Consider the following 12594-nt stretch of genomic DNA (forward strand, 5'->3'; position numbering starts at 1 on the left):
GGCAGGGTTGCGCATTAACAATAATAAGTGGAGAACCTGAATGACAGTAAGCACACCTATGATGGTGACCTTTTGCGTTTACATTCTTGGCATGGTGTTTATCGGCTTTTTGGCCTGGCGCTCAACCAAAAATTTTGATGACTATATCCTGGGAGGACGCAGTCTGGGCAGCGTGGTCACCGCGCTTTCCGCCGGTGCATCTGATATGAGCGGCTGGCTGCTGATGGGCCTGCCGGGCGCCATTTTCATCTCCGGCATCTCCGAAAGCTGGATTGCTATCGGCCTGACGCTGGGCGCTTACCTTAACTGGAAAATCGTCGCCGGACGCCTGCGCGTGCAGACTGAACACCATGATAATGCGCTGACGCTGCCCGATTTTTTCGCCAGCCGTTTTGAAGACAGAAGCAAAATCCTGCGCGTTATCTCTGCGGTCGTCATCCTGGTTTTCTTCACTATCTATTGCGCTTCCGGCATCGTAGCCGGCGCCCGCCTGTTTGAAAGCACCTTCGGCATGAGCTACGAAACGGCGCTGTGGGCTGGCGCAGCCGCCACTATTATCTATACCTTTGTCGGCGGTTTTCTGGCCGTAAGCTGGACCGATACCGTGCAGGCGAGCCTGATGATCTTCGCTCTGATCCTGACGCCGGTGATGGTTATTATTGCAGTAGGCGGCCTGAGCGATTCCCTGGCGGTTATCCAGGCGAAGAGCATTGAAAATATGGATATGCTGAAAAACCTGAACTTTGTCGCGGTGATCTCGCTGCTCGGCTGGGGACTGGGCTACTTTGGTCAGCCGCATATCCTGGCGCGTTTTATGGCGGCGGATTCGCACCATTCTATCCGCAGCGCGCGCCGTATCGGCATGACGTGGATGATCCTGTGCCTGGGCGGTGCGGTAGCGGTCGGCTTCTTTGGTATCGCCTACTTCCAGAACCATCCCGAGCAGGCAACAGGCGTCACCGACAACAGCGAACGTATTTTTATCGAGCTGGCTCGTATTCTGTTTAATCCGTGGATCGCCGGTATCCTGCTTTCTGCTATCCTGGCGGCGGTGATGTCGACGCTGAGCTGCCAGCTGCTGGTTTGCTCCAGCGCGCTGACGGAAGATCTCTATAAAAACTTCCTGCGTAAAGGTGCCAGCCAACGTGAGCTGGTATGGGTAGGGCGTCTGATGGTGTTGCTGGTGGCGGTCGTAGCTATCGCGCTGGCTTCCGATCCGAACAACCGCGTACTGGGGCTGGTAAGCTACGCCTGGGCCGGCTTTGGTGCGGCGTTCGGGCCTGTAGTGATCTTCTCGCTGGTGTGGAAGCGTATGACCCGTAACGGCGCGCTGGCCGGGATTATCGTAGGCGCGGCTACCGTGCTGATCTGGAAACAGTACGCCTGGCTGGATCTGTATGAAATTATTCCGGGCTTCCTGTTTGCCAGCATCGCCATCGTGCTGTTCAGCCTGGTGGGCAGCAAGCCTTCCACTGCGGCCGTAAAACGATTTGAGGCAGCCGAAGCCGAGTTCCATTCGCGTTAATCACGCTGATAACTACGACAGGCTCGCTTCGGCGGGCCTTTTTTTTAAGAACGGAAAACCTGGTCAGGGAGGACGGCATAAAGCCATCATGGCTTGTCATCCTCTTGCGATAAGGTTATGATCTGCTCATAAATCAAGGATGAGTTAAATGGATTATGGATTAGCGACCCTGCTGAGCCTGCACGGCACCCGCTATATTTATGCCTGCGGCTACTGGTATGAAATTATGGATCATTTTTTCACCGCGGTAGATAAAATCGTGGCTGAAGCAACCAGATAAAAAGGGATGATGATGAAAGCACTGATCGGCGTAATGCCAGAAAATGAGTTTCGCCAGCGGGTCATGGCGATTGTCAGCAATGAGTACCTTCCTGAAGAAAACGAACCCAAAATCTGGTTCTCCTCGCTAAACGCGGTCGCGCAGATTTTAAGTCCTGAAAATCTGGCGCTGCTGGATATGATGGATCGGGAGAAACCGGAAAGCATCTCTCAGCTGGCCCGGCTGGCCGGGCGGGCGGTGAGCAATCTTTCCGCCACGCTGTCGACGCTGGAAAAACACGGCTTCGTGAAAAAAGTAAAAGGGAAAAACTGTATGAAACCGGTGGCGCTTTACACCGAGTTCGTTATCCACACCGCACATTTCCCGGCCAAAAAAGCCAGCGACGCTGCCTGAGTTGGCCCCGGTACAACGGCGCGCATATTTGGTTATCTTAAATTTTCTGCTGTTCGATTCGTGGCAATTACTGTCCCCACGGCAAACAAACCGCAACAGGAATAAAAACGGGACGTGAGTTGCTACCAGTGGCGATAAGGCGGATCTGAGCGCACCGCCTGGGCCCTGGGACGATACGCTGGCTGAGCCGTTGCAATAAACGTGTTACGCATCAATGGGAGGCGAACGTCCTGACATGCGGCACGCATCAGTTTCGGGGCCGGACGAACGTCCAGACAGGCGATCGGACAATTGGTTTTAGTTGGTGATTGAGCCCCAAACTGTCTGTCGTCATCGGCCAATAACGTGATTACAAATAATCTTCTCGATGACTTCATAAATTGACTTCGAAAACCAGGGTTAATAAAATGACTTCATAGAGTGAAGCTATGGCAGGGATAAAGCTATGGTTGCATTAAGGAAGAAGCATAAACTCATACTGACTAAAATTTTTGCGCTGCCTGTTCCTGCCAACATTAAGTGGGCAGAAATCGAGTCGCTTATCCGGGCTTTAGGTGGTGAAGTTACCGAAGGTAGCGGATCCCGGTGCCGATTCAAACTAAATGGCAGTATCGCAAGATTCCACCGCCCACATCCTGCCCCTGATACCGACAAAGGCGCAGTTAACAGCGTTAAAGAATGGTTAGAAAGTATAGGGATTGAACCATGAGCAAAGCAAAACCCAACAAATATGAGATAGCCGGGCAGCCGGTTGTTGTCAGCTTCGTACCTGAACTGAACGCGTTTCGCGGCAAATTCCTGGGGCTCAGTGGTTATTGTGATTTTGTTGCTGACAGCGTAGAAGGGCTGCGGAGAGAAGGCGAAATTTCCTTAAAGGAATATCTGAAAGATTGTCGGGAAGAGGGGATAGATCCTTATGCCCGACAGGAAAAAACGAAGACATTTACTTTACGCTATAACGAGACGCTTGCTGAAAAATTAAGTCATGTGGCAGCTGAAAACGATATGTCAGTAAATACTTTCATCATTGAAACGCTGGAAGAGCGAATCAGACACGCATAATAAAAGCCCCGTCCAGGCGGGGCTTTCTGCCAAAACCAGCTCCTTTCCTTTCGGATAGTCTTCGGGTACAGAAATAAACAGGTAGGGAAGTTTCCGACGCCCTTTGATAGCGCATTTTCCTTTAATCCCTTGCCACGCCCGATGAAAATAACCGTCCAGCCTCTTGTATTTCTTCTGGCGATAATGATAATCGGTATCGTTTAGATTTACACTTCTTTACCCGCGTGAAAACGCCTTATATGTCTGAAGGTGCCTATGTTTGTGCCGTTCCTGATTATGTTACGCGAAGGACTGGAAGCCGCGCTGATCGTCAGCCTGATTGCCAGCTATTTACAGCGCACGCAGCGCAGCGAGTGGTTCGGCGCAATGTGGCTTGGCGTCTTCATCGCCGCCGCGCTCTGCCTGGTGCTGGGCTATGTGATTAATGAAACCACCGGCGAATTCCCGCAAAGAGAGCAGGAGCTGTTCGAAGGCATGGTGGCGGTGGTGGCCGTTTGTATTCTGACCTGGATGGTGTTCTGGATGCGCAAAGTCTCGCGCAATATTAAAGCGCAGCTGGAAGGCGCGGTGGATAACGCGCTGCAGCGCGGCAAAGGCGGCGGCTGGGCGCTGATTTTTATGGTCTTCCTGGCCGTCGCGCGGGAAGGGCTGGAGTCCGTGTTCTTCCTGCTGGCGGCCTTCCAGCAGGACGTGGGCATTGCGCCGCCGGTCGGCGCCATCCTGGGCCTCGCTACCGCTATCGTGCTGGGTATGCTGATCTACTGGGGCGGCGTGCGGCTGAATATGGCGCTCTTCTTCCGTTGGACCAGCCTGTTTATTCTGCTGGTCGCAGCGGGCCTGGCGGCTGGCGCCATCCGTGCTTTCCATGAGGCCGGACTGTGGAACGCCTTCCAGAGCCAGGCGTTCGATTTCAGCGAGGTGCTCTCCACCAGCACGCTGATGGGCACGCTGCTGGAAGGCCTTTTCGGCTATCAGGAAGCGCCCAGCGTCAGTGAAGTGGTGGTCTGGTTCTGCTATCTCATTCCTGCGCTGATCCTGTTTTTCCTGCCCGGACGCCCGCCAACGACGGCAGTCCGTCTTTAACGCTTTTCCGCTTTCTTATTTAAGGGATTTATCATGATTCGTGGTTTTTCAATGTTACCGCTGGCGGCGGCGTTACTGGCCAGCTTTTCTGCCGTGCAGGCTGCCGACGTGCCGCAGGTAAAAATTGTCGTTAACGACAAACAGTGCGAGCCGATGAGCGTTACCGTTAAAGCCGGTAAAACGCAGTTTGTGATCCAGAACCACAGCCAGAAAGGGCTGGAGTGGGAGATCCTGAAAGGGGTGATGGTAGTGGAGGAGCGCGAAAATATCGCGCCGGGCTTCACGCAAAAGCTGACGGCCAGTCTGCAACCGGGCGAGTATGAGATGACCTGCGGCCTGTTGAGCAATCCCAAAGGTAAGCTGATTGTGCAGGGCGCAGAGGATGCAGCAAGCGCGCAGCCAACGCTGATGCAGCTGACCGGCCCTGTTACCGACTACAAAGCTTACGTGATGCAGGAAGTCGCCGCGCTGGTTACCAGCACGCAAGCCTTTACCGGGGCGGTAAAAGCGGGCGATATCGATAAGGCGAAAGCCCTCTATGCGCCGACGCGCGCTCACTATGAGCGTATCGAACCGATAGCGGAACTGTTCTCCGATCTGGACGGCAGCATTGACGCTCGCGAAGATGATTATGAGCAGAAAGCCGCCGATCCTAAGTTCACCGGCTTCCATCGTCTGGAAAAAGCGCTGTGGGGCGACGGCTCGACCAAAGGTGTGGAAACCTATGCCGACAGGCTTTATGCAGACGTGCAGGCGCTGCAAAAGCGGGTCAGCGAACTGGCATTTCCACCGGGTAAAGTGGTCGGCGGCGCGGCCGGTCTGATTGAAGAAGTGGCTTCCAGCAAAATCTCCGGCGAAGAAGACCGCTACAGCCGCACCGATTTGTGGGATTTTCAGGCCAACGTTGATGGCGCGCAGAAGATCGTGAATTTGCTGCGTCCGATGCTGCAACAGGCCGATCCGGCGCTGCTGGCAAAAATCGACCGTAATTTCAGAAAGGTAGACGCTATCCTGAAGAAATACCGCAGCGGCGACGGCTTTGCCTCCTATGACAAGCTTACCGATGCCGATCGCACTGCGATGAAAGGCCCGATCACGGCGCTGGCGGAAGATCTCGCTCTGCTGCGCGGAACGCTGGGGCTGGATTGAGTTATGAAGCAAGCTGATGACGAGGCGGCTCAGCCTTCACGCCGCCGTCTGCTGAAGGGGATGGGCCTCCTTGGCGGCGCGCTGGCGTTAGCAGGAGGCTGTCCGGCGCATGGCGCGCCGGCGGCCTTTTCGCCCGGCGCGCTGTCGCCCAATGCCCGCCAGCAGAGACAGCCTTTTTACGGGCCGCACCAGGCGGGGATCGTCACGCCACAGCAGGCGTCGATGATGCTGGTGGCTTTTGACGTACTGGCAACGGACAAGGCCGATCTGGAGCGGTTATTTCGTTTGCTGACCGACCGTATCGCTTTTCTGACCAGGGGAGGAGAAGCGCCGCAAACGGTTAATCCGCGTCTGCCGCCGATGGATTCCGGCATTCTGGGCGGTCATATCTACCCGGATAATCTGACCATTACGGTATCGGTCGGCCGCGCCTTGTTTGACGATCGCTACGGATTGCAGGCGCAAAAGCCGCGCAGGCTGCAAACCATGACGCGCTTTCCCAATGATGCGCTGGATGCCGGGCTGTGCCACGGCGATCTGCTGCTGCAAATCTGCGCCAATACCAACGATACGGTGATCCACGCGCTGCGCGATATCATCAAGCATTCGCCGGATTTGCTGAGCGTGCGCTGGCGGCGGGAAGGCTTTATCTCCGATCATGCAGCGCGCAGTCAGGGCAGGGAGACGCCAGTCAATCTGTTGGGCTTTAAGGACGGCACGGCCAATCCCGATACGGCCGACGCGGCGATGATGGATAAAATCCTGTGGGTCACGGCGGATCAGGATGAACCTGCCTGGGCGATCGGCGGCAGCTATCAGGCCGCGCGCATCATTCAGTTCCACGTAGAGTTTTGGGACAGAACGCCACTGCGCGAGCAGGAAACGATCTTTGGCCGGGTGAAGCAGAGCGGCGCGCCGCTGGGAATGACGCACGAACATGATGTACCGGACTATGCCAGCGATCCCGATGGCCTCGTTACGCCGTTAGACGCGCATATTCGCCTGGCTAACCCGCGCACGTCGCAAACGCAGGACAGCCTGATGCTCCGCCGTGGCTACAGCTACTCGCTGGGCGTATCCAATGCCGGTCAGCTGGAGATGGGCCTGTTATTTGTCTGCTATCAGCACGACCTGGAAAAGGGTTTTCTTACCGTACAAAAAAGACTCAACGGCGAGGCGCTGGAGGAATATATCAAACCCGTCGGCGGCGGATATTTCTTTGTGCTGCCTGGCGTCATTGACGAAAAACATTATCTCGGGCAGGCTTTACTTCAGGCCTGAGCCTTTCTTCAGCCTCCCGCCCGCGCCTCGTGCGGGAGGTTGTTTTTTAACCAGAGGCGTTCAGCCGGCTGTTAAACATTTCAGATTACCGCACTCAGCATAAAATAAATTGTTATCTCTTTGATCCTGTTAGGATCCTAATTAACCTGCCGCGTACGCGTTCGCTTATTTGGTACTTTTCGCTTGCCGTCAGGTAAAATTAATGTTGCATTATTCCAGGAATCTGTTGAAATTTAATTATCAGGCGTCAGTTGTTTCCAGTGTGCAACACGGAGATCGCGAATGGACAAGTCCTTTTACGGACATAAGCGTCAGACAAATAGCGTGACAGCTTCCCGGCGCGAGGGCTTTATCGCCCCAATGACTTCCTCTTCCCTTTGCCATTTCAGCCAGTTTATTAACACCCTCCGGTGCCCGGCATCGTCACTCCGCGTACCATTTCTACGGCCAGACAAGGCTTACAAGGAAGCCAGCAAAACCTCTAAAGCGTTCACGTAATCGCACTGCCGTTCCAGGTGCGGGAAATGAAACCAACTGTAAGGTGCCACTATGGGAAGACAGAAAGCAGTGATCAAAGCTCGTCGTGAAGCCAAGCGCGTGCTTCGTAGCGATTCACGCAGTCATCGTCAGCGTGAAGAAGAATCGGTCACCTCGCTGGTGCAGATGGGTGGGCTGGACGCAATCGGCATGGCGCGCGATACCCGCGACCATTCGCCCATTGAGGCCCGTAATGAAGCTCAGGCGCACTATCTTAAAGCCATAGAGAGTAAACAGCTGATTTTCGCTACCGGCGAAGCGGGCTGCGGAAAAACCTGGATTAGCGCCGCCAAAGCGGCCGAAGCCCTGATCAATAAGGATGTCGACAGGATCATCGTCACCAGGCCGGTACTACAGGCAGATGAAGATCTGGGCTTTTTACCCGGTAATATCGCAGAAAAGTTCGCTCCTTATTTTCGACCCGTCTATGACGTTCTGGTTAAACGTCTTGGTTCTTCCTTTATGCAGTACTGCCTGCGTCCCGAAATCGGCAAGGTGGAGATTGCGCCTTTCGCCTATATGCGCGGACGTACCTTTGAAAACGCCGTGGTGATCCTTGATGAGGCGCAAAACGTCACCGCCGCCCAGATGAAAATGTTTCTGACCCGCCTCGGGGAAAACGTCACCGTCATCGTCAATGGCGATATCACGCAATGTGATTTGCCATCGCATGTTCAGTCCGGCCTTAGCGACGCGCTGGCCCGTTTTAAAGAGGACGAGATGATTGGGGTGGTGCGTTTTGGTAAACAACACTGCGTGCGCTCGGAGCTGTGCCAGCATACGCTGATGGCCTACGGCTAAAACGGGTGCATGTAAATATCGTCTGAAGACAACGCAGTTAATTAACCGCTCATTTTGATAATAAAAAACCGGCCTCCTGCGAGGCCGGTTTTTCCCTTTTCAGAGGGATCTCCCGGGCGAAAAACGCCTGAGTATCATGCCTTATTCCACCTTATCCCAGGCTTGCTGCCAGTGCAGGCCCGTGCCCGGCGCATAGGCCCAGGCCGCGCCCGCACACCAGCCGGTGTAAGGTGCCGATTTACAGGCATAGATGCCGCCCGCTGCGCTTACCCGTTCGCCTGCTTTATAGGCTGTGCCTTCCACATAGGCCGGATAGACTGGCGGTGCTGGCGGTGCTGGCGGTGCTGGCGGTGCTGGCGGTGCTGGCGGTGCTGGCGGTGCCGGCGGCGGCGTAACGGAAATAATTTCCAGAGCATGAGTGCTGATGGCTGAACGCATTCCGTCCGCGCTGGCTGCTTCCAGGTCGACCTGGTAATGACCGCCTGCATAATTTTGCGCCGCGATTGTAAACTCGCGCGCCGTGCTCTGCGCCAGCGTTTTGCCGTTCTGCTTCAGGCTCCACTGCCAGTGGCTGGCGGTAAAGTTGCTCTGGCTCGTCAACGTGATGCTTTCACCTTGTTTAACGCTGGCCGCGCCCTGGATCTGCGCGTGCGGGGCGCTCACGGTTACGGTGACGGTTTTTCTGTCCACAACGCCGCCTGTACCGGTAGCCAGAAGCTCATAGGTCACTTTTCCTGAGGCATTACGAGGGAAAGCGGCCCTGACTATCTTCTGCTGGTGCACTTCTCTCACGATCGGGCCTGACGCCACTTCCTGCAGGCCGGAAGGGCCGTCGCTGGTTACCCGCCAGATAAAGCCTTTACCGGTGCTGCTGCTGCCGTCCAGCTGGTGAATAGTGGCGGTTGTGGAGCGGGACACGAGGCTGAAGTCTTCAGGCACCACGGCTACCGGCACAACGACAGGCTCGGGAGCGATAATCTCTAAAGCATGGGTGCTGGTTGCCGTACGCAGGCCGTCTGCGCTGGTGGCTTCAAGCACCACCTGATAGTGACCGGCGGCATGGTTATTTGTCGCAAGGACAAACTCGCGCGCATTGCTTTCCGCCACGGTTTTTTCACCCTGCTTCAGGCTCCACTGCCAGTGTGTGGCGGTAAAGTTGTCCTGGCCTGTCAGCGTTACGCTGTCGCCATGCTTAACGCTGGCCGGGCCCTGGATCTGCGCGTGCGGCGCAGTAACGGTGACGGTCACGGTTTTTTTATCCACCGAGCCGTCTGAACCGGTTGCCGTCAGCTCGTAGGTGACGATGCCTGAGGTGTTGCGGGGAAAAGCGGCGCGGGCCACGGCACCCTGTACTTCTTTTACGATCGGCCCTGACGCCACTTCCTGCAAACCGGCAGCGCCGTCGCTGGTCACCCGCCAGACAAAACTTTTCCCGGTACTTCCGCTGCCGTCCAGTATATGGATGGTGGCGGTAGTAGAACGAGATACGAAGCTGAAGTCTTCAGGCACCACGGCTACCGGCACAACGGCAGGCTCGGGAGCGATAATCTCTAAAGCATGGGTGCTGGTTGCCGTACGCAGGCCGTCTGCGCTGGTGGCTTCAAGCACCACCTGATAGTGACCGGCGGCATGGTTATTTGTCGCAAGGACAAACTCGCGCGCATTGCTTTCCGCCACGGTTTTTTCACCCTGCTTCAGGCTCCACTGCCAGTGTGTGGCGGTAAAGTTGTCCTGGCCTGTCAGCGTTACGCTGTCGCCATGCTTAACGCTGGCCGGGCCCTGGATCTGCGCGTGCGGCGCAGTTACGGTGACGGTCACGGTTTTTTTATCCACCGAGCCGTCTGAACCGGTTGCCGTCAGCTCATAGGTGACTATGCCTGAGGTATTGCGAGGAAAAGCGGCGCGGGCCACGGCACCCTGTACTTCTCTTACGATCGGGCCTGACGCCACTTCCTGCAGGCCGGAAGGGCCGTCGCTGGTCACCCGCCAGACAAAACTTTTACCTGTGCTCCTGCTGCCGTCCAGCTGGTGGATGGCGGCGGTGGTGGAACGGGAGATAAGGCTGAAATCGTCAGGTACTACGGCAACCGGCTTCACGACTGGTGTGGTAGAGGTGATCTCTAACACATGGGTGCTTCTGCCGGTATGCATACCGTCTGCGCTGGTCGCTTCCAGCTCGACCGCATAGTTCCCAGGCGCATAGCCCCGTGTATTCAGAGTAAACTGGCGCGATGTACTTTGAGCAATCGTCTGGCTGCCGTTTATCAGGCGCCACTGCCAGCGGGTAGCGGTAAAGTTTACCTGACCGTTCAGGGTAACGGTATCGCCCTGTTTAACGCTGGCCGCACCCTGAATTTGCGCACGTGGAGCGGTAACGGTAACGGTAACAATTTTTTTATCCACCCGGCCGTTGGAGCCATGCACCGTCAGTTCATAAACAGCCTGGCCGGAAGAGTTGGCAGGGAAGGCGGCTCTGACGTTCGCGACGTTGTGGATTTCTCTGACGACAGGACCAGAAGGGACTTCCTGCAAGCCCATGGGGCCGTCGCTTAATACTTTCCAGACGTGGCCGTAACCGTCACTGGATCTGCCGTCCAGCTCGCGGATTAACGTAGTATTGCTACGCGAAAGGATGCTGAAATTACCCGGCACCACGGCTTTCGGCGTTACGTTGCTGTAAAACCTTGAGATCATTCCACGCCGTTCATTGAGCCGACGAGCGTTGTCCTCATACTGTGCAGTTCCGGTAGGCGTATTGCGGAAGAGAACGCGCGGGTTGGAAAACATATTGACCTGGCTACAGTTAGGGGAGCAGTTGTAGGCCATGATGGTGCGCCATCTGTCCATCCCTGTGCCCAGACGCCGGTAGCCATGTTGATAGCAAGGGGAACCATAAGGGTTACCGCCATTCTGGGCTCTGTCGTGTTGCAGCCCGATATTGTGACCCATTTCATGGGCAAACGTATTGGTTTCGGTGAAGGCAAGATAGTTGACTACGGCATGAGCGCTTTCTCTGGTCGCATTGACCCAGGCTATGCCGTTGAGATCTCTACGAACTGCCAACAGAACTACCAGATCGGCCTCGTGCTGTTGTCTGAAGGCAAGGATAGCGTTGCGCAATTCGCCATTCATATCTCGCAGCATTTGGCTCTGGGTACTTTTCTCGTTGTAATCAGGATTCAGTACGCCAGCGTTAACAAAAGTGATGCGAACGTTACTGTTTAAGGCACCCTGATTTACTTTTTCAAAAGCAAGTTTGGCCAGCGCATCAAAATCTAATGAAGAGAAAGCCGCACGGGACTGATTGGTGGTCACCAGACCCACCCGGATAACCACCTGTTGCGAAGGGGCCGGATCCTCATAATTTCCCGGTGCCGGGCAGTTAACCCTGGTTTCCGGGGCGCTGAAGACCTCGTCATGCTTTTCTTTTTCAGCGACTTTATTTGCATCCACTTTAATAATAACCAGTGAATTTTTTTCCTGAGCCAGCGGCAGGATCTGAAAGGTGTCACCTTTGAACGTTAGCGAACCATAGATTTTGCCCTGTTTGATAATCAGGATCGCCGTATTTTCCGGATCGGGATTGCCGTTGGATAACCGATTGGTAATAGGGGCGGCAATTTCACCTGTCCAGGTGAGGCTGCCGTCTTCGTCTTTCTTTTCAGACCAGCGTTGAAAAGTGACGTGCCCGCCATCCGGCAGCGTCAGGCTGACGCTGTCAATATCCTGCGGGGGGATATTGTCCGTACTCTTAAGCAGCGCCATTTTTTCCGTAATGGGGGAGGCGGATAAATTACGTAAATAACGGTTGTGCGATACAATCGATTTTTCGTTGGTGTTATGTAAGACAGCAAGCTTAAGCACTGCTGCATGCGAGGCGCTGCCGCACATAAATAATATAAGAGTGATGCACCTGACAAGGTGCGATAAAATTCGCTTCATGTTTTCCTGCTATTAGTCAAAGGAGTTATTATTGGATTTATATACGGATGGTCTTATTTATTAGTCGTTTAGAACCTTTATAAGGTGGTCGTTATTTATTGTCAGCTGAAAATTTCCATGGTAGTACGCCAGAATATTTCCGGGTTATCTTATGGTCAGCGGAATTTAAATTTAAACTATTAAGATGACTGTTTTATAGTGTTACAGGTGACGTATTTCTTCAAGGTTAAAAATTGACATGCGGATGGCAGAATTTGCCGGGTAAAAATCGAGTTAATATTTTGTGTCAGGTCTGCTGTTTTTAAAATAAAGATACCGGGCGGAAAACTCCGCCGCGACTTTTATTATATAGCCTGTTGGATTTGGCTTATCGCCAACTGTAAAATTTTATTAACGTACAGGCAGGCTGCTGCTTTGCTGATGACGGCATCGGGTTTTATCCCTGGAAGCAGTCGATCGCAGGCAGCACCACGCTGGCGGAGTGGTGCTGCCTGCGATCGACTGCATGACCATGGTTAAGCGACAGTCTTACTGAAGGGTA

Annotated in this window: 10 protein-coding genes; 9 read left to right on the forward strand and 1 reads right to left on the reverse strand. The window is 54.5% G+C overall.

Annotation, left to right across the window (positions count from 1 at the left end):
• Positions 1–40: 40 nt before the first annotated feature.
• The 9 genes from putP (at position 41) to phoH (ending at position 8111) form a co-directional block, all read left to right on the forward strand.
• Positions 41–1525 (forward strand): sodium/proline symporter PutP, encoded by a 1485-nt coding sequence (putP, locus tag QZH36_RS00075; protein WP_253460546.1) that lies wholly within the window; start codon positions 41–43, stop codon positions 1523–1525.
• A 148-nt stretch (positions 1526–1673) separates the two neighbouring features.
• A complete protein-coding gene (locus QZH36_RS00080) occupies positions 1674–1805 on the forward strand; it encodes a hypothetical protein (RefSeq protein ID WP_255416553.1) in 132 nt (43 codons plus the stop codon).
• Between the two features lie 12 nt (positions 1806–1817).
• Positions 1818–2198: an HVO_A0114 family putative DNA-binding protein gene (locus QZH36_RS00085; RefSeq protein ID WP_125290933.1), complete on the forward strand. Its 381-nt coding sequence runs from the start codon at positions 1818–1820 to the stop codon at positions 2196–2198.
• A 445-nt stretch (positions 2199–2643) separates the two neighbouring features.
• Positions 2644–2907, forward strand: coding sequence for a type II toxin-antitoxin system HicA family toxin (locus tag QZH36_RS00090; RefSeq protein ID WP_125290934.1), 264 nt, complete (start codon positions 2644–2646; stop codon positions 2905–2907).
• The gene (locus QZH36_RS00095) at positions 2904–3260 is read left to right on the forward strand and encodes a type II toxin-antitoxin system HicB family antitoxin (protein ID WP_253460553.1); all 357 of its coding nucleotides are present in this window, start codon (positions 2904–2906) and stop codon (positions 3258–3260) included. The genes QZH36_RS00090 and QZH36_RS00095 overlap by 4 nt, the downstream gene beginning before the upstream one ends.
• A gap of 255 nt (positions 3261–3515) precedes the next feature.
• Positions 3516–4343, forward strand: coding sequence for an iron uptake transporter permease EfeU (gene efeU / locus QZH36_RS00100; protein WP_253460556.1), 828 nt, complete (start codon positions 3516–3518; stop codon positions 4341–4343).
• A 33-nt stretch (positions 4344–4376) separates the two neighbouring features.
• Positions 4377–5492 carry an iron uptake system protein EfeO gene (gene efeO, locus QZH36_RS00105; protein ID WP_369894549.1) on the forward strand — a complete coding sequence of 372 codons (1116 nt, stop codon included), beginning with the start codon at positions 4377–4379 and terminating at the stop codon, positions 5490–5492.
• 3 nt (positions 5493–5495) lie between these two features.
• The gene (gene efeB, locus QZH36_RS00110) at positions 5496–6773 is read left to right on the forward strand and encodes an iron uptake transporter deferrochelatase/peroxidase subunit (RefSeq protein WP_301729416.1); all 1278 of its coding nucleotides are present in this window, start codon (positions 5496–5498) and stop codon (positions 6771–6773) included.
• A gap of 549 nt (positions 6774–7322) precedes the next feature.
• Positions 7323–8111, forward strand: a complete 789-nt coding sequence (phoH, locus tag QZH36_RS00115) for a phosphate starvation-inducible protein PhoH (RefSeq protein WP_301729417.1) — start codon at positions 7323–7325, stop codon at positions 8109–8111.
• A gap of 141 nt (positions 8112–8252) precedes the next feature.
• Here phoH and QZH36_RS00120 read toward each other — a convergent pair whose 3' ends face one another.
• On the reverse strand, positions 8253–11876 hold the full coding sequence (locus QZH36_RS00120; protein WP_301729418.1) for a M12 family metallo-peptidase: 3624 nt from the start codon (positions 11874–11876) through the stop codon (positions 8253–8255).
• Positions 11877–12594: the final 718 nt, after the last annotated feature.

The sequence above is a fragment of the Erwinia wuhanensis genome (genome assembly GCF_030484085.1).
GTDB lineage: Bacteria > Pseudomonadota > Gammaproteobacteria > Enterobacterales > Enterobacteriaceae > Erwinia > Erwinia aeris.